This is a genomic window from Streptomyces sp. NPDC047042 (genome assembly GCF_040644035.1).
Taxonomy (GTDB): Bacteria; Actinomycetota; Actinomycetes; order Streptomycetales; family Streptomycetaceae; genus Streptomyces.
This window is the reverse complement of sequence record NZ_JBEYVP010000012.1, coordinates 1-23677: the sequence shown is the minus strand read 5'-3', so window position 1 is coordinate 23677 and position 23677 is coordinate 1. Positions and strand designations below refer to the sequence as shown.

Sequence of the window (23677 nt, the reverse complement as noted above, 5' to 3'; positions counted from 1 at the left end):
TTCACCCCGCGGCGCTAGCTTCGAGAGGGAGTGAGGTGGGAGCGCTCCCACACCGAGCGGACCGGAACCCGTAAGCGGGGGCCGCTCCCACCCCACCGCCCCCCACGTATCACCCCCGCGCACATGGCACTTCACGCGCACCCCTCGCCGGGTGCGCCCCTTCACCCGCACGTTCCGTACGCATCCCACGGCGTACGGCGCACCGCGTACGACTGAAGGAGTTCATGACATGGCCCTGACATCATCACCCCCACCTTCCCCCCGCACCCCACGCCGATTACTGCTCCCCACCCGGGGCAGATCCCTCCTCCTCGTCCTCCTGGCCCTGCTCACCGCGATCCCGGCCCTCGGCCTGGTCGTCACGGCGGGCGGTGACGCGGAGGCCCACGGCACCCCGATGAAACCCGGCAGCCGCACCTTCCTGTGCTGGCAGGACGCCCTCACCGACACCGGCGAGATCAAGGCGATCAACCCGGCCTGCAAGACGGCACAACAGGTCAGCGGGACCACGCCGTTCTACAACTGGTTCTCGGTGCTGCGCTCGGACGGCGCCGGCCGCACCCGGGGCTTCGTCCCGGACGGGCAGCTGTGCAGCGGCGGCAACACCAACTTCACCGGGTTCAACACCCCCAGCGCCGACTGGCCGTTGACCCACCTCACCTCGGGCGCCAACGTCGACTTCTCGTACAACGCGTGGGCGGCGCATCCGGGTTGGTTCTACGTCTACATCACCAAGGACGGCTTCGACCCGACCAAGACGCTCACCTGGGACGCGATCGAGTCCCAGCCGTTCCTGAGCGTCGACCACCCGCCGCTCAACGGCACCCCGGGCAACGTCGAGGCCAACTACTCCTGGAACGGCAAGCTTCCGGCGAACAAGTCCGGGCGCCACATCATCTACATGGTGTGGCAGCGTTCCGACAGCCAGGAGACGTTCTACTCCTGCTCCGACGTCGTCTTCGACGGCGGCAACGGCGAGGTGACGGGTATCAAGGACCCCGGCAACCCGCCCACCGAGCCCCCGCCCGGCGCGTGCACGGCCACCCGCCGTACGACGGGCAGCTGGAACGGCGGCTACCAGTCCGAGGTGACCGTCACCAACTCCGGGAACGTGCCCATGCTCGGCTGGATGGTCGACTGGTCGCTCCCGGCGGGCCAGGCGATCGACAGCCTCTGGAACGGCAACGCGACCTACAACGGCCAGGCGGTGATGGTCCACAACGCCAACTGGAACGGCTCCCTCGATCCGGGCAAGTCGGCGACGTTCGGATACGTCGTCCGGGGCTCGGGCGGTGACACGGCGACTACCCTGCCCTGCCGGGTCGGTTAGACCCGCGGGGCTGCACATCGCAAGCTGAGTCCGCTCAGGGCGGACCCGGTGGCTGCCGGCCACCGGGTCCGCGAGCCGGGCCGGTACGGGGGAAGGGGCCCGGGGAAGTACGTCTTCGGGTGCGACAACTGGGTGAGACGGCAACGTGAGACAACGTTGTCCAGTGGTCTGGACAACACTCTATCGCCCCAACGGACAACATCGTCAAGCCCGTTGATCACCCACGCGAGTGCACCCCGTACCCCGCACGCGTGACACCAGGGCGCGTCCTCTCCGGGGCGGACATTCTCCCGTGGTACCGCTGGCGCACGTCACTGTCCCCGCGGTCTGTGCGACCTGTGCTGCGCGACCCGTCCGAAGGAGGAGGGGCCGCGTCATGCGTGTCCGCCCTACGTCCCTGCTGCTGGCCGCCGCCCTGGCGCTGGGCCTGCCCGTCCCGGCGCACGCGGCGACAGCACCCGCGAACCCCCTGGTCGAGGACCCGACGCCGTACGTCGATCCGCTGATCGGCACCAGCAATGGCGGCGATGTCTTCCCGGGCGCCGTCGTCCCGTTCGGCATGCTCTCCTGGAGTCCGGAGAACACCCGGGGTGACGCCACCAGAACGGCGGCCCCCGGCGGCTACCACTACGACGCCACCCGGATCCGTGGCTTCAGCCTCACCCACATGTCCGGCACGGGCTGCGCGGGCGGCAGCGGCGACATCCCCTTCTTCCCGTACGCCGGCCAGGTCACGTCCTCCCCGGCGAGCGACACCAAGGATGCGGTGTACGCGGCCGACTTCAGCCACGCCGACGAGACGGCCGAGCCCGGCCACTACAGGGTGACCATGGCCTCCGGGGTCACCGCCGACCTCACGGCGACCGCCCGCACGGGTTCCGCCCGCTTCACCTATCCGTCCGGCCGACCGGCCTCGATGCTGATCCGTACCGCCAACTCCGAGGTGGGCTCGACCGGTTCGACGGTCACGATCGACCCCGCCGCCCGCACGGTCTCCGGCTCGGTCACCTCCGGCAACTTCTGCGGCCACATCGACCCGGAAGCCCGGCGCCCCTACTACACCCTCCACTTCACGGCCCGCTTCGACCGCGCCTTCAAGACGTCCGGCACCTGGCAGGACGACCGGCTGACCCCGGGTGCCACCACCGCGTCCGGCGGAACGGGCGGCTTCACCGCCGCAGGCGGACGTCCCGTGCCGGGCAAAGGGGCGGGCGGATACGTGGAGTTCGAGCCCGGAGCAGGCCCAGTGGGCATCAAGGTCGGTATCTCGTACGTCAGTCGGGAGGGCGCCGAGGCCAACCTCGACGCCGAGAACCCGCCGACCCGGTCCTTCGCGTCGGTCGAGTCCGCAGCCCGAAAGGCCTGGCGGGAAAGGCTGGCCGCCATCAGCGTCGGCGGCGGCACGGAAGCCGAACGCACCACCTTCTACACGGCCCTCTATCACTCCCTCCTCCACCCGAACGTCATCAGCGACACCGACCGCCGCTACCGGGGGGCCGACGGCGGAGTCCATCCGGTCCGGGCGGGCCACGCCGACCAGTACGGCACCTTCTCCGGCTGGGACGTCTACCGCTCCCAGGTCCAGCTGCTCACTCTCCTCGACCCCGACACCGGCTCGGACATCGCCCAGTCCCTCTATGAACTCGCCCGCCAGAACGGCGGGTTGTGGGACCGCTGGCTGCACGGCGCGAGCGGCACCCACGTCATGAACGGCGACCCGTCGCCCGCCGCCCTCGCCGGGATCCGCGCCTTCGGCGGCACCCGTTTCGACCTGCGCGGCGCGCTGGACTCCCTGCTGCGGGCGGCGACGACACCGACGCGGCAGGACCTGTCACCGGCCGGCAGGCCGGTCCTCTCCGTCGGTCAACGCCCCTCCCTGGACAAGTACTTGGCCCATCACTACATGCCGTCCGTGTCCAACGCGTGGGGTGGCGCGGCGGAGACACTGGAGATGTCGGGCGCGGACTTCGCCCTCGCCGAACTGGCCCGCGCGGCAGGCAGGGCACACACGGCGGACACCTTCATGAAGCGCGCCCAGTGGTGGCAGAACAACTTCAACATCGCGGCCCGTCCGGGCGGCGCCGGCTACGTCACCAACCGCAAGGCGGACGGCAGTTGGGTCCCCGGCTTCACCCCGTCCACCGGCAACGGCTTCGTCGAGGGCACGGCGGCCCAGTACACTTGGATGGTCCCGCACAACCCGGCAGGCCTGTTCGCGGCAATGGGCGGCCCAGCCAGGGCAGTTGACCGCCTGGACACCTTCTTCCACCATCCGGACGGCAGCTGGGCCCTCACGGGCAGCGGCGGCGAGAAGTCCGAACTGGACAACGAACCCTCGGTCAACGTCCCCTACCTGTACGCCTACGCGGGCGCACCCCACAAGACCCAGGAAACCGTGCGCGCGGCGATGACAAGGCTCTGGTCGACGCGCTCCGGCGGCATCCCCGGCAACGACGACCTCGGCGCGATGTCCTCCTGGTACGTCTTCGCCGCGCTCGGCATGTACCCCCAGGTGCCGTCCCGAGCCGAACTGGTCTTGGCCTCACCCCTGTTCCCGAGGATCGAGATCAACCGCCCCCACGGCAACGACATCTCGATCCACGCACAGGGAGCGGCGGCGAACACCCCGTACGTCCACTCCCTCGCCGTCAACGGCCGTACGAGCGACCGCCCGTGGCTCCCGGCGTCCTTCGTCCGGCACGGTGGCACCCTGGACTACACCCTGGCCGCCACCCCGGACCCCACCTGGGGCAGCGCCCCGTCCGACGCGCCACCGTCCTTCCGGGCGGGCGAACAGCCGTACCAGATCGGGATCGGTCCCGACATCGCGACGATCGCACCGGGCGGCAGCGCGGCGGTGGACATCCGCGCACTGTCCATGACGGAAGCCGACACCGCCGGTCCGGAGGTGCGCTTCGAGGTGGAGACCCCGCCGGGAATCACGGCAACACCCGTTTCCGGAACGCTGGTTGACGGCTCCCGCCGGGTCACGCTCACCGCGCGGACCGGAGTCGAGCAGGGCTTCCACGAAGCGAGGATCAAGGTGACGTCGACGGACACGGCGTACGAGCAGCCGATCACCCTCACGGTGGCGGCCCCGGGATCCCTCCTCGCCGCCTACAACAGCACCGGCACCTCCGACGACACGGGCGACCACACCGAGGCCGACTACGACGGCGGCGGCTGGAGCTACTCCCGTCAGGCCCTGGCAGCGGCGGGCCTGACCCCGGGCACCCGGGGCAGGCTGGCGACCGGCCTGGCCTTCACCTGGCCGGCCTCACCGCCGGGCCGCCCGGACAACGCGTCGGCAACGGCCCAGACACTCGAACTCGCCGCCCCGGCAACCCGGTTGTCGTTCCTCGGCAGCGGAGTCTTCGGCAACCAACAGACGAAGGCGACCGTCACCTACACCGACGGCACCACCGACTCGATCGACCTGGCCCTCACCGACTGGACGCTCGGCGGGGGGACGGGCACCGTCCAGTACGGCAACGAGGTCGTCGCGAGGACGCCGTACCGCAACGTGTCGGGATCGGGCCGCGACCCGGTCCCGTCGTACATCTTCGCCACCCGCCCGTTCCAGGCACCGCCGGGCCGGAGCATCGCGAGCGTACGTCTTCCGGCCAATGCCAACGTGCACGTGTTCACCCTCGCTGTTGGCTGACACCATCGAAAGATGGGGCGACGGCCGAACCTTCCCGAAGAGTTCAAGTCGGAGGCGCGCAACGCCTTCGCGTTCCTCGTCGAGACCGAGGAGTTTTCGGAGCCGGAGGAGCACGACCTCCGGTGGGGGTTCTACGGCGCTGAGCTGACGTACCGCCGGGCGGGCCTGGAAGTATGCATCAGTGTCTATCTCGGACACGAGTCCTATGTGTGCACGAGTCTGAGCCTGATCGGGCCGGATAGCACGGCAGGTCGGAGCGTGTCACTGTACAAGGCCTACGTCGCCGCCGGCTGTGGCCCGCCCCAGGACGTCCCCGGCACGGTCCACAACCGCCGCTCCATGCTCATGCGGGTCCACCAGCAGGCCGCAGCCCTACGCCGCTTGCTGCCCCACCTCCCCGCCCGCTTCCCCGATCCCTGACCGGCGAAGCAGGCGGGGACCGGTCAGCCCAGCAACTCCACCTCCGCCAGCGTCGACTCACCGTCGAGGTTCAGCCGGTACCGCGAGTACGAGCCCCCGGACGCCACCGAGAACGCCCGCGTCTGCCGGTCCCACCTGAACGACTCACCCGAACGCCGGTCCAGCGTCCGCCAGTTGGCGCCGTCCGAGGAACCCTGCAGCTTCCAGCCCGTCGGGGCCTCGGCCTGGGTGGCGGACGTCAGCGTGTACTGGACGGCCTTCACGGAACCGGCGACCGGCAGGCCCACGGACGTCACCGTCGCGCTCGTCGCCGACGTGTTGTCGAACAACGCGCCCTCACCCTCCACCAGATCCGCGCGCGGCGTCGGCACCTCGTCGTCCTGGGTGATCGAGACCGGCGCCGCGTTCTTCGCCGTCCCCCAGGTCGAGGGCTCGGGGCCCATGTCGAACTCAAGGGTTCCGCCCTGGGAGACGATCGAGTGGGGGAGTGAAGTCGACGTCCAGGGAAGGCCGTTGACCTTCAGGCCCTGCACGTACACGTTCCGTGCGCTGTTGTCCGGCGCCTCGACCACCAAATCCTTGCCGTTCTCCAGATGCACTGTCGCCTTGGTGAAGAGCGGGGAGCCGATGGCGTATTCGCCGCTGCCCATGACCAGCGGATAGAAGCCCAGCGCCGAGAACAGGAACCAGGCCGACTGCTCGCCGTTGTCCTCGTCACCGTGGTAACCCTGGCCGATCTCACTGCCCGCGTAGAGGCGGGAGAGGACCTCGCGGACGTTCTTCTGGGTCTTCCAGGGCTGCCCGGCCGCGTCGTACATGTAGTTCACATGGTGGGCCACCTGGTTGGAGTGGCCGTACATGCCCATCCGGACGTCCCGCGCCTCCGTCATCTCGTGGATGACCCCGCCGTACGAGCCCACGAACTCCGGTGAGGCCGTCTCCGGTGTCCCGAAGTAGTCGTCGAGCTTGTCCGCGAGGCCCGTCCGGCCGCCGTACAGGTTGGCCAGGCCCCGGCTGTCCTGCGGGGCCGTGAAGGCGTATCCCCAGCCGTTGGTCTCCGTGTAGTCGTGGCCCCAGACGCGCGGGTCGTACGCCGACGACGCCACCCGCCAGTCGCCGCGCGCGTTGCGGCCCTGGAAGAAGCCGGCCTCCTTGTCGAACAACCGCACATAGTCCTGGGCCCGGTTGAGGAAGTACTCGGACTCCTCCCGGTACCGCTGCACGCCCGTCTGCCGGAACAGCTCCTGGCCCATCCGGGCGATGCCGTAGTCGTTGAGGTAGCCCTCCAGCGCCCACGACAGGCCCTCACGGGTCTCGGTGCTCGTGTAGCCGAGGAAGGGCGAGGTCGCCATGCCCTTGCGGCCCACGCCCGACATCGGGGGCACGACGGTCGCGTTCTTCACGGCCGCGTCGTACGCCGACTTAGCGTCGAACCCGACGCCCTTCACATAGGCGTCGGCGAACGCCACGTCCGACGAGGTGCCCGTCATCAGGTCGGCGTAGCCGGGGGAGGACCAGCGCGAGGTCCAGCCGCCGTCCTTGTACTGCTGCACGAACCCGTCGACCATCTCGCCCGCCTGACGTGGTGTCAGGAAGGAGTAGGCGGGCCACGTCGTCCGATACGTGTCCCAGAAGCCGTTGTTGACGTACACCTTCCCGTCCACGATCTTCGCCCCGGTGCGCGTCGGGGTGTCGGGACCCGGCATCGGGGAGAACGGAGACGCGTACTGGGACTTCGAACCGACTTTCTCGAAGCCGGAGTTGGGGTACAGGTACAGCCGGTACAGACTGGAGTACAGCGTCGTCAGCTGGTCCGGCGTCGCCCCCTCCACCTCGACCTTGCCGAGCAGCCCGTCCCACTGCCGCTGCGCACCGGCCCGTACCGTCTCGAAGGACGTGCCCTCCGGGATCTCCTGACGCAGATTGGCCTTCGCCTGTTCGACGCCGATGAGCGAGGTGGCCAGCCGCAGGGTCACCACCCCGCTCGGCGCGCTGAACCGGAGATAGCCCTTGACCCCGCTCGACGCCCCGCCCGTCACCACCGCGTCCTCGTCGAACTCCCCGTACACGAACAGCCGGGTCGCCCCCGTCGACAGCCCCGACTTCACGTCCGAGTAGCCGGTGAACGTGCCGTTGTCCTGGTCGAGGGTCAGGGCCGCCTGGTCGGTGACGTTGTCGAAGAGGACGTTCGCGTCGTCGCCGGGGTAGGTGAAGCGCAGCACCGCCGCGTGGTCGGTCGGCGTCATCTCGGCCTTGACGCCGTTCTCGAAGCGCACCCCGTAGTAGTACGGCCGCGCGGTCTCGTTCTCGTGCCGGAAGGCCAGCGCCCGTGCCGTCCGGGCGGTGTCCGGGGTCCCGGGGGCGGCCGACGGCATCACCTGGAAGGTCTGCCGGTCGCCCATCCAGGGGCTCGGCTCATGACTCGCGCTGAACGCCTGGATCGTCGGCAGGTTGTCGGCGTTGTTGCCCCGCGCGTAGTCGTACAGCCAGCTCAGCGAACCCGCGTTGGTCACCGGCGTCCAGAAGTTGAAGCCGTGCGGCACGGCCGTCGCCGGGAAGTTGTTGCCCCGCGAGAAGGCCCCGCTGGAGTTGGTGCCACGAGTGGTCACCGCATAGTCGGACAGGTGTTCCCGAGGCGCCTCGGGGGCGACGGGTCGCAGCGACACGTCGTCGATCCAGCCCCGGAACTTCGCGGGACCGGCCGGCGAGTCGTACGCCAGCAGCACCCGGTCCACGGTCTTCCCCCGCGCCACCGCCCCGATCCGCGAGGCGACATGGTTCCACTGGTTGACGTACAGCACCTTGGCCGCGCCCTGCCCCCGCGGCGTGAGCGCGAAGCCGTGCTGGTCGACCGCGGACAGTTCGCTCAGCAGGGTTCCGTCCGTGAAGGCGAGGTCCACCGACACGTTGGTGGCGTCGTAGTCGCGGTCTCCGTCCGCCATCGACGGGAAGACCCGGTACGACAGCTCGGTGTCGGGGTCCACGGCCACGTTCACGTCGAACACCTTGTTGGACGAGTACGCCCGCCCGGTCGCCCGGTGGGTGCCGGTGTACCGCAGCGCCCGTTTGCCCGTGAAACCGGCGCGGGCCTTCGCGGTCGGCGAGCCGCTCGGGCCGCGGTCGACCAGCGAGAGCATGTCCGGGGGAACGGGAGCGTCGACGCCGCCCGTCGAGAACTGGACGTCGGCGAGCTGGGTGATGGCACCCCCGTTGTTCCGTCCGATGTCGAGCCGGAAGTACCGGTACTCGGCAGGTGGCGACAGGTCGTACAACCTGGTCTTGAAGCGCTCGGTGAACGACTCGCCGCTGCGGCTGTCGATGGTCGTCCAGCCCGTCGTGCCGTCCGGCGAGCCCTGGAGCGTCCAGTCGGCGGGGTCCCGCTCGGCGTGGTCGTTGGCCGAGGTCAGCGCGTAGCTGACGACGCCGATCGGCTCGTCCAGGTCGAACTCGACCCAGCCGGTCGACGCGAACGTGAGCCATTTGGTCCCCGGCACGCCGTCGACGAGGTTCTCCTTCACCTCGCCCCCGCCGGTGTTCTCGCCGCTCGCCCGGACGTCCGTCACATGGTCGGTCGCATTGCCCGGGATGCCGCTGCTGTAGCCGCCGTCGACACCGGACGCCCGCTTCGTGCCGTCCGGCCCGGTGTCGACGGTGTTCAGCCAGTCGGGCGCCGGCTCGTTCACCTCGAACGAGGAGGCGAACGACCTCTCGACGGCCGGTGCGGCCGGTGCGGAGGCGGGCAGTGCGGTCGCCGCACCCTGTCCGCCGATCACCAGTGCGAACACTGCCGCGATGGCTGGAATTGATCCGAACTCCAGTCCGGACCGACGTTTGCGCCGAACTCCCTGCCGCATGCGAGAGCATCCTCCTGCCGCCTGGACAACGTTGTCACCTTGGTTGCGCAAGAACCAGTAGGGAGTCAAGTGACCAGTGATGTCAAGGGTGTTGGGTGCGGCATTCGGGCCCAATATCGCGAATTTCCCGCGCAAAGGGATGCGGGCGGTCCGCATATTTCCGCGAGGTCTCAACTCGGAAAAGACCGATGGTCAACCCTGCATTCGATCTTGCCCCTTTGACGGGAAGTGGACTATACCTGTCGGCGTCTGCCACTGTTCGACCGGTCGACGCCAGGTGTGAGGGGAGCCGGAAGGGTGGTTTGACGTGCCGAACGCGCGGCCCGCCGGGTATTCCCTCTGACCAGGGCGCATCACGCACTAAGTACTTCCTGCACGACCCAGTTCGACCCGATCGCGGTGCCGGGAGGATCCGGTTCACCGCCTGAGTCCTGGAGAAGGCGAGGACTTGAGCATGGGATCCACTTCCGACGACAGCCGCACCCCCGACCGCACCACCACTGCCGCCACCGGCACCACCCGCGCCACGACCGACGGCCTCGGCCGCCGCGACCTGATCAAGAGGTCCGCGGCGCTCGGCCTGATCTCCGTCCCCACGATGGGCTTCCTGTCCGCGTGTGCGAGCAGCGGCGGAGGCGACGAGGAGAAGGCGAAGGCGGGCAAGAAGACCGCGAAGAACCCCCTGGCGGTCAACGACACCGCCCAGCTGGAGTTCGTGCTGTTCGACGGCGGTTTCGGCAAGGAGTACGCCGAGGACGCGGTCAAGATCTACGAGACGAACTTCCCGAAGGCGAAGGTCAAGTTCTCCGCCACCCAGAAGATCCAGTCCACACTCCAGCCCCGCTTCAACCAGGGCACCCCGCCGGACCTGATCGACAACTCCGGCGCCGAACAGATGGACATGGGCGTCCTGGTCGGCAAGAACCAGCTCGCCGACCTGACCCCGCTCCTGGACGCCCCGTCCTACGACGACCCGAACAAGAAGGTCCGCGACACCCTGCGGCCTGGCATCGTCGAGATGGGCCAGTTCGACGGCGACCCGGTGTGGATCATGTACTACGCCTACACGGTGTACGGCGTCTGGTACTCGCAGAAGGCCCTGGACTCGCTCGACGCCACGTACCCGGAGACGTGGGACGAGATGCTCGCCGTGTGCGAGAAGGCCAAGAAAAAGGGCATCGCCGGCTGGACCTACGCCGGCAAGTACCCGTACTACCTGCCCTTCTCGCTCTACGCGATGATCGGCAAGGTCGGCGGTGTCGAGGTTCTGGACGCGATCGACAACCTGGAGCCCGACGCCTGGAAGAACCCGGCTGTCAAGGCCTGTTTCGAGGCGTACTACGAGCTCTACAAGAAGGGGTACGTCCTCAAGGGCACCCCCGGTCTCGACCACATCCAGTCGCAGACCGCGTGGGCCAAGGGCAAGGCGCTGTTCATCCCGAACGGCTCCTGGGTGGAGAACGAGTCGGCCAACGTCATCCCCGCCGACTTCGACCTCGCCGTCTCCGGGCCGACCGGCATCGACAGCTCCGACAAGCTGCCGTTCGGCACGATCTGGGCCTCCGGCGGCGAGCCGTTCATCGTCCCCGCGAAGGCGAAGAACACGGCGGGCGGCATGGAGCAGTTGCGCATCATGCTGAGCGAGGCGTCCTCGAAGAACTTCACCAGCAAGGTCAAGTCGCTGACCGCGTTCAACGGCGGCACCGACGGAATCACCCTCACCCCCGGCCTCAAGTCCGGTGTGGCGGCGCTGGAGAAGGCCGGGAACAACGTCGTCAACCCGCGTCTGCAGGACTGGTACGTGAAGCTCCAGAAGGAGCAGATCGGGGTCTCGGTACTCGGCGAGATGATGGCGGGGCGGCTCACACCGGCCGAGGCCGTCAAGAAGGCCCAGGGTTACGCCGACGAGACCGCGAAGGACTCGTCGATCAAGCACTACAAGCACCAGTGACCGGAAGCCGATGATCTGTCACCAGCGGCGGCACCCGCGTACGGAACGGGGTCTGTGGTAATGCAGCACGGCAAGTACCGCTTCATCGTGGGATTCCTCGCGGTCCCTCTGGGGCTGTACGCACTTTTCGTCATCTGGCCGTTCATCCAGTCCATCTATTACTCGTTCACGGACTGGACCGGGCTGAGCCCGGAATTCAAGATGGTCGGCCTGGACAACTACAAGAGGATGTTCGACGACGAAATCTTCTGGAAGTCGTTGCAGCACAGCCTCGTGTTCGCGTTGGTGCTGCCGCTGGTGACGATCAGTCTGGCGCTGTTCTTCGCCTTCATGATCAATGTGGGCGGGAAGCGCCGCCGCGGCGGACCGCTGATTTCCGGGGTCCGCGGTTCCTCGTTCTACAAAATCGTCTACTTCTTCCCGCAGGTGCTGTCGATCGCGATCGTCGCGCTGCTGTTCGCCTTCGCGTACAACCCGGAGAGCGGAGCGATCAACTCGCTGCTGCGCGGCATCGGCCTCGACAGCGTCCAGCCGCTCTGGCTGGGCGACCCGGATCTCGCGCTGTGGTGCGTGATGGCCGTGTTGGTCTGGTCGACGGTCGGCTTCTTCGTGGTGCTGTTCTCCGCGGGCATGGCGTCCATCCCGGCGGACCTCTACGAGGCCGCGCTGCTCGACGGCGCGGGCCGGGCGACCACGTTCTTCCGGATCACCCTGCCGCTGCTGTGGGACACCGTGCAGTCCGGCTGGGTCTACATGGGCATTCTCGCGCTGGGCGCCGAGTCGTTCGCGGTCGTCCAGATCATGACGACCGGGCCCGGCGGCCCGGACTACTCGACGACCGTCATGGTCCTGTACGTGTACCAGAAGGCCTTCCGCGACGGTCAGGCCGCCTACGCAACCACCATCGGGGTCGCCCTGCTCGTCGTCACGCTGGCCTTCGCGGCCCTCGTGATGCGGCTGGGCCGGCGCGAGCGGCTGGAGTACTGACACATATGAAGACGACCGACAGCACACCGTCGGAGACGGTTGTCCAGCAGTCCGGTGGGCCCGTGCGCAAGGAGAACGGCCCCGGCACACGGACGCGGGAGAAGAAGGAGGGCAGGGTACTCAACGTCTTCTCGCACGGCATGCTCGTCCTGTGGGCGTTCATGGTCGTGATGCCGCTCCTGTGGGCGGTGATGACCTCCTTCAAGGACGACAACGCGATCTTCAGCTCGCCCTGGGCCCTGCCGGACGAGCTGCACTTCGACAACTGGGCGCGGGCCTGGACCGACGCCAACATGAGCGACTACTTCCTCAACACCATCCTGGTGGTGGGCGGTTCGCTCATCGGCACCCTGGTGCTCGGCTCGATGGCGGCATACGTCCTCGCCCGCTTCGACTTCCCGGGCAACCGGTTCATCTACTTCCTGTTCATCGGCGGCATGAGCTTCCCGATCATGCTGGCGCTGGTCCCGCTGTTCTACGTCGTGAACAACATGGGGCTGCTGAACTCGATCCACGGGCTGATCCTGGTCTACATCGCCTACTCGCTGCCGTTCACGGTCTTCTTCCTGACCGCGTTCTTCCGGACCCTGCCGACGTCGGTGGCGGAGGCGGCCTTCGTCGACGGCGCCTCGCACTCCCGGACCTTCTTCCAGATCATGCTGCCGATGGCCAAGCCCGGCCTGATCAGCGTGGGCATCTTCAACTTCCTCGGCCAGTGGAACCAGTACATGCTCCCGACGGTGCTCAACACCGACCCCGACAAACGGGTCCTCACCCAGGGCCTCGTTCAGCTGGCCGCCAGCCAGGGTTACAAGGGAGACTGGTCAGGGCTCTTCGCCGGACTGGTGATGGCGATGCTGCCGGTGCTGGCCGCGTACATCATCTTCCAGCGGCAGGTGGTGGCCGGACTCACGGCGGGCGCGCTGAAATAACCGGAACCTTCCGTTCAGCCGCCGTACGCGCGTGTGCGGGCCACAAACGGCGCACGCGCGCCCCAATGTGTACAAGACCTCGGATGCGGTTCAACCTCTTGACGGGAGGCGACCCTAACGGCTCAGCTTAGAGTTCACTAGTTGGACATGGACGGGGCCTCATCGCAGCGGTCCCGGCGCGCAGGAGGTCGTCGTGGAGACTCCGGGGTCGCAGTCGTCACTGCACCGAGCCAACCTGGAACGGGTCGTACGGGCCGTGCGCCTCGCCGGGTCGCTCACGCAGGCCGAGATCGCCCGGACCACGGGTCTGTCCGCGGCCACGGTGTCCAACATCGTGCGCGAACTGAAGGACGGCGGAACGGTCGAGGTCACCCCCACCTCGGCGGGTGGCCGCAGGGCCCGCGCGGTCTCGCTGAGCGGCGACGCCGGCATCGTCATCGGCATCGACTTCGGCCATACGCACCTGCGGGTCGCCATAGGCAACCTCGCCCACCAGGTGCTGGCCGAGGAGTCCGAGCCGCTGGACGTCGACGCCTCCGCCGCGCAGGGCTTCGACCGGGCGGAAGAGCTGGTCAGTCGCCTGATCGTAGCAACGGAGGTCGACCGGTCCAAGATCGCCGGGGTGGGCCTGGGCGTACCCGGTCCGATCGACGGGGAGTCGGGCACCCTGGGCTCCAGCGCGATCCTGCCGGGCTGGATCGGCACCAGGCCGGGCGAGGAGATGCGCGGGCGCCTCGGCGTGCCGGTGCACGTGGACAACGACGCCAACCTGGGCGCCCTCGGTGAGCTGGTCTGGGGCAGCGGCAGGGGGGTGCGCGACCTGGCGTACATCAAGGTCGCGAGCGGTGTCGGCGCCGGACTGGTGATCAGCGGCAAGATCTATCGGGGCCCGGGTGGCACAGCGGGAGAAATCGGGCATATTACTCTTGATGAATCCGGCCCCGTCTGCCGTTGCGGAAACCGGGGCTGCCTGGAGACATTCGCGGCGGCGCGCTATGTGCTGCCGCTCCTCCAGTCCAGCCACGGGACCGACCTGACCATGGAAGGTGTCGTACGGCTGGCGCGGGACGGCGACCCGGGCTGTCGTCGCGTGATCGCCGACGTCGGCCGTCACATCGGCAGTGGAGTCGCCAATCTCTGCAATCTGCTGAACCCGAGCAGGGTGGTCCTCGGCGGTGATCTCGCCGAGGCCGGTGAGCTGGTGCTCGGTCCGATAAGAGAGTCTGTCGGCCGCTACGCGATCCCCAGTGCGGCACGTCAACTGTCCGTTCTTCCAGGGGCACTTGGAGGCCGTGCGGAGGTGCTCGGAGCACTCGCTCTCGCGCTGAGCGAGATGGGTGATTCGACCCTTTTGGACGGCACGCTGACCACAGCGACTCCTGCGTTCACCTAGAGAACGAACAAAGCCGTTGCCAACCCGTTAAGGATTTACTTCTTGACGTCGCACGTGTGGCCGAGTTGACTTCCAGCCACCTCGGCCGCAGCGTTGCGGCCCTGTCAGGGAGGCACCACCGAATGAACGCCATGATGCGTAGAGTCGTTATCGGAACCACGGCGATTTCCATGGCCCTTGCCGTGGCCGCCTGTGGCAAGGCCGGCGACGACAAGGACTCCGACAGCGGCAGCAAGACCAGCTCGGGCGGCGACAAGTCGATCGGTCTGCTCCTGCCCGACAGCGTCACCACCCGGTACGCGAAGTTCGACAAGCCGTACTTCGACGCCAAGGTCAAGGAACTCTGTTCCGACTGCAAGCTGGAGTACGCCAACGCGGCGGGCAGCGCTGCCACGCAGGCCCAGCAGGTCAGCAGCATGATCACCAAGGGCGTCAAGGTCATCGCGATCAGCGCCGTCGACTCCGCCGCGATCAAGTCCTCGATCCAGGCCGCCGTCGACAAGGGCATCAAGGTCGTCGCGTACGACCGTCTGGCCCAGGGTCCGGTCTCCGCGTACATCTCCTTCGACAACGAGAAGGTCGGCCAGCTCCAGGGCCAGTCCCTCCTCGACGCGCTGGGCGCCAAGGCCACCCCGAAGGCCAAGGTCGTGATGATCAACGGTCTGGCCTCGGACCCGAACGCCGCGCTGTTCAAGAAGGGCGCCCACAGCGTCCTCGACGGCAAGGTCGACATCGCCTACGAGCAGGCCGGCGACTGGGACGACAAGGTCGCCGCCCAGAAGATGTCCGCCGCCATCACTCAGCTGGGCGCCAAGAACATCGCGGGCGTCTACTCGGCCAACGACGGCATGGCCGGCGGCATCGCCACCGTCCTCAAGGGCGCGGGCATCAGCAAGATCCCGCTGACCGGTCAGGACGCCGAGCTCAGCAGCATCCAGCGGATCCTCGCCGGCACCCAGGCCAGCACGATCTACAAGGCGTACAAGCCCGAGGCCGACGGCGCCGCCGAGCTTGCCGTCGCCCTGCTGGAGGGCAAGAGCATCGACTCGCTCGCCACCACGAAGCAGACCAGCGGTTCCGGCGACAGCGTGCCCTCGAACCTGCTGGTCCCGGTCGCGCTGACCAAGGCCAACATCAAGGACACCGTGGTCAAGGACAAGCTGTACACGGTCGCCGAGATCTGCACCGGCGAGTTCGCCGCCGCCTGCAAGTCCGCCGGTCTTCAGTAGGCGCGCAGCGCGCAAAGGAGTCCGCCGGCACCGGGCGGGCGCTCTCACGGGCGCCCGCCCGGACATGACCGCCCGGCGGTCCGCGAGACCTGTCCGACGCCCGCCCCGGCCTTCAGACCCCGCTGCCGGGACGGGCGTCGGACGGAACCCGTTGCCATCGGCAGCGAAATCGCGCATGTTCACCTTGTAAACCAGTGCCTTGTGCACAACCCTCCGCGCCTTTTGACAGCGCGGCATCCCCGCCGGTCAGGCGGCGAAGGAGATGGTTCACGTGTCCGCTACGCCCGTGTTGGCGTTGCGCGGAGTCTCCAAGCGATTCGGTGCGGTTCAGGCCCTCACCGATGTCGAACTGGAGGTCCACGCCGGAGAAGTGGTCGCGCTCGTCGGCGACAACGGCGCAGGAAAGTCCACCCTGGTCAAGACGATCGCCGGTGTGCACCCCATCGATGACGGCGTCATCGAGTGGGAGGGCAACCCGGTCAGCATCAACAAGCCGCACGACGCCCAGGGACTCGGCGTCGCGACGGTCTACCAGGACCTCGCGCTGTGCGACAACCTCGATGTCGTCGGCAACCTCTACCTCGGACGCGAGCTGCTGCGGCGCGGCGTCATCGACGAGGTCACGATGGAGAAGAACTCGCGTGAACTGCTGAGCACGCTCTCCATCCGCATCCCCAGCGTGCGCATCCCGATCGCGAGCCTCTCCGGCGGTCAGCGCCAGGTCGTGGCCATCGCCCGCGCCCTCATCGGAGACCCCAAGGTCGTCATCCTCGACGAGCCCACCGCCGCCCTCGGTGTCGAGCAGACCGCACAGGTCCTCGACCTGGTCGAGCGGCTGCGCGAGCGCAACCTCGGCGTCATCCTCATCAGCCACAACATGGCCGATGTCAAGGCGGTCGCCGACACCGTCGCCGTGCTGCGCCTGGGCAGGAACAACGGTTCCTTCTCCGTGAAGGACACCAGTCAGGAAGAGATCATCTCCGCCATCACCGGGGCCACGGAGAACGCCGTGACCCGTCGTGCGGGCCGTCGCAGCACGGAGGCCGCGAAGTGAGCGACACGTCGAAGACAACGAAGAAGGACGGCGTGGTCGAGACCCAGGCCACCGTGGCCCCCGCCGACGACCCGACGGCCGCGGCCGTCCAGGTCGTCGACCCGCGGCTGCTGGTCCGCGAAGAGGGCCTGAAGGGCTACTGGACCGAGTTCAAGCGCAAGGTGAAGGGCGGCGAGATCGGCTCCCTGCCGGTCGTCGTCGGCCTGATCGTCATCTGGACCATCTTCCAGTTGAAGAACGACCGGTTCCTCAGCGCCGAGAACATGTCCAACATCAGCTTCTACCTGTCGGCCACCGGCATGATCGCCATCGGCCTGGTGTTCGTGCTGCTGCTCGGCGAGATCGACCTGTCCGTCGCCTCCGTCAGCGGCCTGGCGTCCACACTGTTCGCCGTGTTCGTGGTCAACCACGGGGTGAACGTATGGCTCGCCCTGCTGATGACCATCGCGATCGGCATCGGTATCGGCTGTCTGCACGGCTGGTTCTTCGCCAGGCTCGGCGTACCGGCCTTCGTGGTCACCCTGGCCGGCTTCCTCGGCTGGAACGGCCTGATGCTGTGGCTGCTCGGCTCGACCGGCACCATCAACATCCCCGACACCGGCCCGGTGCACCTGCTCGGGCAGCGGTCCTTCTTCATGGACCAGGCCATCATCGGCGCCTACCTGCTGGCCGGCCTCGGAGTCGCCTCCCTGCTCGCCGGATCGCTCATCGAGCAGCGCCGCCGCAAGGCCGCGGGAGTGCCCTACCGGACCAACGCCGAGATCGCGCTGCGCGTCGGTGCGCTCGCGGTGGCCGCGTTCGTCGCGGCGTACGTGCTGAACTCCGCCTCCGGCGTGTCCAACGCGCTGGTGATCTTCCTCGCGTGCCTGGTGATCGTGGACTTCGTGCTGCGGCGTACGACGTTCGGCCGCAAGGTCTTCGCGGTCGGCGGCGGCATCGAGGCGGCCCGGCGTGCGGGTATCAACGTCCCGCTGATCCGGATCGCGGTCTTCGCGATCGCCGGCATGTTCGCGGCGATCGGCGGCATGTTCTTCGCCGGACAGACGCAGAGCGCTTCGCTGACGTCCGGTGGCGGCAACACGCTGATGCTGGCCATCGCGGCGGCGGTCATCGGTGGGACGTCGCTGTTCGGTGGGCGGGGCACGGTGTGGTCGGCGCTGCTGGGTATGTTGGTGATCCAGTCGATCCAGACGGGTCTGGATCTGCTCAACATGAACACGTCGATCCAGTACATGATCACTGGGGCGGTGCTGTTGGGTGCGGTTGTCATCGACTCGGTGTCGCGTAAGAGTCAGAAGGCGGCTGGTCGAGCGTGATGGCGCCGTAGGGGTGAGGGTGGTCTTTTTGCTGCCGGCCCGCTGTGGCTTGTCGCGCAGTTCCCCGCGCCCCTGAAAGGCGCCTTCGGCGGCCTTTCAGACAAATGTGCCCGGTATCGCATGGCGATACCGGGCACATTCGTTGGGTACGGCCGATTGCGTGACCTATCGCGCGGAGGCCGGGCGTCGGTTGCTGAGGCGGAACACTAGACTCGACACACCCGGCGAAAGCTCGATCAGCTCTACTGCAAGGAGGCACGGGTGCCGCTGCTGACCCGCATCACGGGACCGCGCGATCTTGACCGGCTCAGCCCGGAGCAGCTCGATCAGCTGGCCGAGGAGATCCGGACCTTCCTCGTCGACGCGGTCTCCAAGACCGGCGGCCACCTCGGCCCCAACCTCGGTGTCGTCGAGCTCACCATCGCCCTGCACCGGGTCTTCGACTCGCCCAAGGACAAGGTGCTGTGGGACACGGGCCACCAGTCCTACGTCCACAAGCTGCTCACCGGCCGTCAGGACTTCTCCAGGCTCAAGATGAAGGGCGGCCTCTCCGGCTACCCCTCGCAGGCCGAGTCCGAGCACGACATCATCGAGAACTCGCACGCCTCGACGGTCCTGGGCTGGGCCGACGGCCTCGCCAAGTCCAACCAGGTGCTGGGGCGCGACGACCACCACGTGGTCGCCGTCATCGGCGACGGCGCGCTCACCGGCGGAATGGCCTGGGAGGCGCTGAACAACATCGCCGACGCCAAGGACCGCCCGCTGGTCATCGTCGTCAACGACAACGAACGTTCGTACGCGCCCACCATCGGCGGCCTCGCCAACCACCTGGCCACCCTGCGCACGACGGACGGCTACGAGCGGTTCCTCGCCAAGGGCAAGGACCTGCTGGAGCGGACCCCGGTCGTCGGCAGACCGCTGTACGAGACCCTGCACGGCGCCAAGAAGGGCCTCAAGGACTTCATCGCCCCGCAGGGCATGTTCGAGGACCTCGGCCTCAAGTACGTCGGCCCCATCGACGGCCACGACATCGAGGCGCTGGAGTCGGCGCTCGCCCGCGCCAAGCGCTTCGGCGGACCCGTCATCGTGCACTGTCTCACCGAGAAGGGCCGCGGCTACCAGCCCGCCCTCCAGGACGAGGCCGACCGCTTCCACGGCATCGGCCCCATCCACCCCGACACCGGCCTGCCGGTCAAGGCCTCGGGCGCCGACTGGACCTCCGTGTTCGGCGACGAGATGGTCGAACTGGGCCGGGAGCGCGAGGACATCGTCGCCATCACGGCCGCGATGCTCCAGCCCGTCGGCCTGAAGAAGTTCGCGGACGCCTTCCCCGACCGCATCTACGACGTCGGCATCGCCGAGCAGCACGGCGCCGTCTCTGCGGCCGGGCTCGCCACCGGGGGAGTGCACCCCGTCTTCGCGGTGTACGCCACCTTCCTGAACCGGGCCTTCGACCAGGTCCTCATGGACGTGGCGCTGCACAAGTGCGGCGTGACCTTCGTGCTCGACCGGGCCGGCGTCACCGGCACCGACGGCGCCTCCCACAACGGGATGTGGGACATGTCGATCCTCCAAGTCGTCCCGGGTCTGAGGCTCGCCGCCCCGCGCGACGCCGACCAGGTCCGCGCCCAGCTCCGCGAGGCCGTCCAGGTCGAGGACGCGCCGACCGTGGTCCGCTTCTCGAAGGGCGCCGTCGGCCCCGCCGTACCCGCCGTGGGACGCGTCGGCGGCATGGACGTACTGCGCGAGCCCGGCACCGACACCCCCGACGTGCTCCTCGTCTCCGTGGGCGCGCTGGCGCCGATGTGCCTCGAGATCGCCGGACTGCTCGACCAGCAGGGCATCTCGACCACCGTCGTCGACCCCCGCTGGGTGAAGCCGGTCGACGAGGCCATGGCCCCGCTCGCCGAGCGGCACCGCGTGGTCGTCACGGTCGAGGACAACTCCCGCGTGGGCGGCGTCGGTTCGGCCGTCGCACAGGCACTGCGGGACGCCGGGGTCGACGTACCGCTGCGCGACTTCGGTATCCCGCCGCGCTTCCTCGACCACGCCTCCCGGGCCGAGGTCATGGCGGAGATCGGGCTGACCGCACCGGACATCGCCCGCCAGGTCACCGGGCTCGTCTCCAAGATCGACGGACGGTTCGAGCAGGCCGAGGTCGACTCGGTGGAGCCCGCCCGCGACTGACCGCAGAGCAACCCCGATGGGCCGGTTTCCCCACCCTTTACGGTGGTGGGACCGGCCCATTGGCGTGAAATCCCTCGCGTCGGGGCAGGCGCTCCACGCCCCCTCCCGATCATTGCCGGGACGACACAGCGTGGGAGGTACACCCGTGAGCAGCACCGTCTTCAGAACGAAGAAGGTCGAACAATCCATCCGTGACACCGAGGAACCGGAGCACGCGCTCAAGAAATCCCTGTCCGCGCTGGACCTGACGGTCTTCGGCGTCGGCGTCATCATCGGTACCGGGATCTTCGTCTACACGGGCTCGGTCGCCAAGCTGAGTTCCGGCCCGGCGATCTCCCTGTCGTTCGTCGTGGCGGGCGTCGTCTGCGCCCTCGCCGCCCTCTGCTACGCGGAGTTCGCCTCCACGGTCCCGGTGGCGGGATCCGCGTACACCTTCTCGTACGCCTCCATCGGTGAGCTGCCCGCCTGGATCATCGGCTGGGACCTGGTCCTGGAGTTCGCGCTGGGCACGGCTGTGGTCGCGGTGGGCTGGTCCGGCTACTTCCGGTCGTTCCTGGACAACAACCTCGGCTGGCAGGTTCCCGAGGTGCTCGGTGGCCGGGACGGTGCGTCGGGCTTCGGCTTCGACCTCTTCGCCGCGCTACTGGTCCTGGCCCTCACCTGTGTGCTCGTCCTCGGTATGAAGCTGTCCGCGCGGGTCACCACGGTGGTCGTGGCGATCAAGGTGACCGTCGTGCTCATCGTGATCATCGCCGGGGCGTTCATCGTCAAGTCCGCCAACTACGACCCGTTCATCCCTCCCGCCGAATCCGTGCCGGCCGGGAGCAGTCTCAAGGCCCCGCTGATTCAGCTGATCTTCGGCTGGGCACCGTCCAACTTCGGTGTGATGGGCATCTTCACCGGTGCCTCGATCGTGTTCTTCGCGTTCATCGGTTTCGACGTGGTGGCCACGGCCGCCGAGGAGACCCGCAACCCGCAGCGCGACATGCCCCGGGGCATCCTCGGTTCACTCCTGATCTGCACCACCCTCTACGTCGCTGTCTCGATCGTCGTCACCGGCATGCTGAAGTACACGAAGCTGTCCGTGACCGCCCCGCTCGCGGAGGCATTCAAGTCCACGGGACACCCCTGGTTCGCGGGTGTGATCAGCTTCGGCGCCACGATCGGACTCATCACCGTCTGCATGATCCTGCTTCTCGGCCAGACCCGCGTGTTCTTCGCGATGAGCCGCGACGGGCTGCTGCCGCGGTTCTTCTCGCACACCCACCCGCGCTTCAGGACGCCGTACCGGCCGACCATCCTGCTCGGCGTGATCATCGCGATCGTCTCGGGCTTCACCAGTCTCGAGACGCTCGGTGAACTGGTGAACATCGGCACGCTGTTCGCCTTCATCATCGTCGCGATCAGCGTGATCATCCTCCGCAGGACCCGCCCCGACCTGCACCGGTCCTTCCGTACCCCCTGGGTGCCGGTCCTGCCGATCCTGTCGGTACTGGCCTCGCTGTGGCTGATGCTCAACCTGCCCACCGAGACCTGGCTGCGGTTCGGCGTCTGGATGGCCATCGGGTTCGGCGTGTACTTCCTCTATGGCCGTTCCCACAGCCGCCTCGGCCGCGAGGAGGAGCCGGCGGCGAAGACAGGCACCAACTGACCAGGCCCTTCAGCTGAGTTGACCATCGGCCCCGTACGGCAGGTCGGCGTCCCATCCGCCCCCTAACCGCCCCTGACCGTACGGGGACCGGTGCACTCGGCGCCCAACTCACCGACCCTCCGCCGCAGTTCACGATCGGCGGTGACGACGAGAACGTCCCGGTCCCCGGCCTCGGCGACCAGCTCGACCATCCGGTCGTCCCCGCTGCCGGGCGCCGGCACGACCCGTACGCCCGCGACCGACGTCACTCCACGGGCGGCGCCCTCGACCACCAGGACGATCTCCAACGGCCCTGTGCGGCCCGGCAGTCCGCCCTCCGCGTACGCCACCAGCCGGTCCCGCAGGCGTTCGGCGGCCCCGTGCCGGTCCCGCCACCAGCCGTCGGGAACCGAGCCGACGACATTCGCGCCGTCGACGATCACAAGCAGCGGGGCATCCATGGGTTCAGGGTCGCACGCGGCACCGGAATCCCAGGTACCGGATAAGGGGGCCTGGGGGCGCGACGAAGGTAAGAGCACACTAAAGTGGTCCAGTGCCCATTGTTCCTCCTTCCGCCAACGCGGCCGCGGGGCGCCCCGAATCGGTCAACGGTGACTGGCTCATACGGGGTCGCGACGGCCGGCTGAGTACGTACGACGCCGTGGGAGACGAGATCGTCTGCCGCGCGGAGTCCCGGCCCGGCGGGCCCTGGCTCCCACCCAGACGCATCGGCGGAGACCTGCGTGTGCATCCCATGCTCGGCGTCGGCCAAGGCGCCGACCAGTACGCCCACTTGGCGACATGGCGGCCCACGGTGCGCGGCGAGGCGGGCCTCGTCCACACCACGCACTTCCGGCCCGCCCTCGCGGCCCTCGACTGGACGCGCCTGGGCCACCCGAACGAGAAGGGCGACTGGACCGGCGTACCTGCGGTCGCCGTCGACGCGGAGGGGCGCGCCCATGTGTTCGTACGGAACGCCGTGGGCGGTGTCAGCATGCGCGGCCAGAAGGAGAAGGGCGGCTGGGGCCCCTGGCGGGACCTCAAGGGCGAGGACGTGGAAGAGCAGTTGACGGCTGTCACGCGTGCCTCCGGACGCGTCGAGCTGTACGGCAACTCGCCGCACGGCATCCTGCGCTGGACGCAGCGCGGGCCCGGCCACATCCCGGAGCTCGACGAGGCCCCGCTGAAGGCGTCGGCCCGTCCTGGCAGCCTGCGGGCGGTCGCCACGTCCGAGGAGCACGTGAGCCTGTTCTACCTGGACGAGGCGGACACGGTCTGTGTGTGGCGTGCGGGCAGCGAGCCGATCGAACTGCTGCCGGGGGCCGGCCCCGGCCCGGTCTCGGTGATCCGCTGCACCCTGGACGGGGTCGACTGCACGTTGCTGGCCCAGCGGTCGGCGAGTGGGCGGGTGGCCTTTGCCGCGTATCCCACCGAGCAGGAGTCGGCGGGGGCGTGGTGGACGGAGTCGGGGCCCCAACTGCCGCTGGACGCACGGGTGTCCCTCTCGGAGGACGCGGACGGCAAGGTGGTCGCGGCGACGACGTCACCGGGCGCCGGAAACCTGAGGGTGTCCCGCCGAAAGAACGAGCCTGGGCTGGCCCTGGAGGCGTGGGAAACGGTGTAGAGGGCAGCTCTCTCGCCCCCGCCGCCCCTACCCGTCCCATCCCTGGGGGCTGCCGCCCCCAGACCCCCGCTTCGGCCTGAACGGCCTCGTCCTCAAACGCCGGACG

Annotated in this window: 15 protein-coding genes; 13 read left to right on the top strand and 2 right to left on the bottom strand. The window is 68.4% G+C overall.

Going from position 1 to position 23677, the window contains the following annotated elements:
• Positions 1–229 precede the first annotated feature (229 nt).
• The 3 genes from ABZ855_RS15745 (at position 230) to ABZ855_RS15735 (ending at position 5414) form a co-directional block, all read left to right on the top strand.
• Entirely contained in the window at positions 230–1330 is a 1101-nt protein-coding gene (locus ABZ855_RS15745; RefSeq protein WP_360806978.1) for a lytic polysaccharide monooxygenase, read from the top strand.
• A 376-nt stretch (positions 1331–1706) separates the two neighbouring features.
• Positions 1707–4994 carry a GH92 family glycosyl hydrolase gene (locus tag ABZ855_RS15740; RefSeq protein WP_360806976.1) on the top strand — a complete coding sequence of 1096 codons (3288 nt, stop codon included), beginning with the start codon at positions 1707–1709 and terminating at the stop codon, positions 4992–4994.
• A gap of 12 nt (positions 4995–5006) precedes the next feature.
• A complete protein-coding gene (locus ABZ855_RS15735; protein ID WP_360806974.1) occupies positions 5007–5414 on the top strand; it encodes a hypothetical protein in 408 nt (135 codons plus the stop codon).
• A gap of 23 nt (positions 5415–5437) precedes the next feature.
• On the opposite strand, the gene ABZ855_RS15730 is transcribed toward ABZ855_RS15735, so the two are convergent.
• The gene (locus ABZ855_RS15730) at positions 5438–9268 is read right to left on the bottom strand and encodes a GH92 family glycosyl hydrolase (protein ID WP_360806972.1); all 3831 of its coding nucleotides are present in this window, start codon (positions 9266–9268) and stop codon (positions 5438–5440) included.
• 454 nt (positions 9269–9722) lie between these two features.
• Here ABZ855_RS15730 and ngcE point away from each other — a divergent pair, with 454 nt between their 5' ends.
• The 9 genes from ngcE to ABZ855_RS15685 all read left to right on the top strand — a co-directional run bounded on the left by ngcE (position 9723) and on the right by ABZ855_RS15685 (position 21968).
• Positions 9723–11219: an N-acetylglucosamine/diacetylchitobiose ABC transporter substrate-binding protein gene (gene ngcE, locus ABZ855_RS15725; protein WP_360806970.1), complete on the top strand. Its 1497-nt coding sequence runs from the start codon at positions 9723–9725 to the stop codon at positions 11217–11219.
• 60 nt (positions 11220–11279) lie between these two features.
• A complete protein-coding gene (locus tag ABZ855_RS15720; protein WP_360806968.1) occupies positions 11280–12206 on the top strand; it encodes a sugar ABC transporter permease in 927 nt (308 codons plus the stop codon).
• A 5-nt stretch (positions 12207–12211) separates the two neighbouring features.
• Positions 12212–13138: a carbohydrate ABC transporter permease gene (locus tag ABZ855_RS15715; protein WP_360806966.1), complete on the top strand. Its 927-nt coding sequence runs from the start codon at positions 12212–12214 to the stop codon at positions 13136–13138.
• Positions 13139–13331: 193 nt separating this feature from the next.
• Positions 13332–14531, top strand: coding sequence for an ROK family transcriptional regulator (locus ABZ855_RS15710; RefSeq protein WP_360806964.1), 1200 nt, complete (start codon positions 13332–13334; stop codon positions 14529–14531).
• A gap of 122 nt (positions 14532–14653) precedes the next feature.
• Complete coding sequence (locus ABZ855_RS15705; RefSeq protein ID WP_360806962.1) at positions 14654–15760, top strand: substrate-binding domain-containing protein; 1107 nt, start codon at positions 14654–14656, stop codon at positions 15758–15760.
• Positions 15761–16022: 262 nt separating this feature from the next.
• The gene (locus ABZ855_RS15700) at positions 16023–16814 is read left to right on the top strand and encodes an ATP-binding cassette domain-containing protein (RefSeq protein WP_360806960.1); all 792 of its coding nucleotides are present in this window, start codon (positions 16023–16025) and stop codon (positions 16812–16814) included.
• Positions 16811–18130, top strand: a complete 1320-nt coding sequence (locus ABZ855_RS15695; RefSeq protein WP_360806958.1) for a sugar ABC transporter permease — start codon at positions 16811–16813, stop codon at positions 18128–18130. The genes ABZ855_RS15700 and ABZ855_RS15695 overlap by 4 nt, the downstream gene beginning before the upstream one ends.
• Before the next feature lie 261 nt (positions 18131–18391).
• Complete coding sequence (gene dxs / locus ABZ855_RS15690) at positions 18392–20317, top strand: 1-deoxy-D-xylulose-5-phosphate synthase (protein WP_360806956.1); 1926 nt, start codon at positions 18392–18394, stop codon at positions 20315–20317.
• 145 nt (positions 20318–20462) lie between these two features.
• Positions 20463–21968, top strand: a complete 1506-nt coding sequence (locus ABZ855_RS15685) for an amino acid permease (RefSeq protein ID WP_360806954.1) — start codon at positions 20463–20465, stop codon at positions 21966–21968.
• A gap of 62 nt (positions 21969–22030) precedes the next feature.
• Here ABZ855_RS15685 and ABZ855_RS15680 read toward each other — a convergent pair whose 3' ends face one another.
• Positions 22031–22408 carry an NTP pyrophosphohydrolase gene (locus tag ABZ855_RS15680; RefSeq protein WP_360806952.1) on the bottom strand — a complete coding sequence of 126 codons (378 nt, stop codon included), beginning with the start codon at positions 22406–22408 and terminating at the stop codon, positions 22031–22033.
• A gap of 92 nt (positions 22409–22500) precedes the next feature.
• Between ABZ855_RS15680 and ABZ855_RS15675 the strand changes: the two genes are divergently transcribed.
• Positions 22501–23571: a hypothetical protein gene (locus ABZ855_RS15675; protein ID WP_360806951.1), complete on the top strand. Its 1071-nt coding sequence runs from the start codon at positions 22501–22503 to the stop codon at positions 23569–23571.
• Positions 23572–23677 lie beyond the last annotated feature (106 nt).

What these genes read in the sequence shown, in the direction of transcription:
- ABZ855_RS15730 (WP_360806972.1), bottom strand. Translation starts at nt 9,268, where the DNA reads ATGCGGCAGGGAGTTCGGCGCAAACGTCGGTCCGGACTGGAGTTCGGA.
- ABZ855_RS15705 (WP_360806962.1), top strand. Translation starts at nt 14,654, where the DNA reads ATGAACGCCATGATGCGTAGAGTCGTTATCGGAACCACGGCGATTTCC.
- ABZ855_RS15735 (WP_360806974.1), top strand. Translation starts at nt 5,007, where the DNA reads ATGGGGCGACGGCCGAACCTTCCCGAAGAGTTCAAGTCGGAGGCGCGC.
- ABZ855_RS15700 (WP_360806960.1), top strand. Translation starts at nt 16,023, where the DNA reads ATGGTTCACGTGTCCGCTACGCCCGTGTTGGCGTTGCGCGGAGTCTCC.
- ABZ855_RS15740 (WP_360806976.1), top strand. Translation starts at nt 1,707, where the DNA reads ATGCGTGTCCGCCCTACGTCCCTGCTGCTGGCCGCCGCCCTGGCGCTG.
- ngcE (WP_360806970.1), top strand. Translation starts at nt 9,723, where the DNA reads ATGGGATCCACTTCCGACGACAGCCGCACCCCCGACCGCACCACCACT.
- ABZ855_RS15680 (WP_360806952.1), bottom strand. Translation starts at nt 22,408, where the DNA reads ATGGATGCCCCGCTGCTTGTGATCGTCGACGGCGCGAATGTCGTCGGC.
- ABZ855_RS15745 (WP_360806978.1), top strand. Translation starts at nt 230, where the DNA reads ATGGCCCTGACATCATCACCCCCACCTTCCCCCCGCACCCCACGCCGA.
- ABZ855_RS15720 (WP_360806968.1), top strand. Translation starts at nt 11,280, where the DNA reads ATGCAGCACGGCAAGTACCGCTTCATCGTGGGATTCCTCGCGGTCCCT.
- ABZ855_RS15715 (WP_360806966.1), top strand. Translation starts at nt 12,212, where the DNA reads ATGAAGACGACCGACAGCACACCGTCGGAGACGGTTGTCCAGCAGTCC.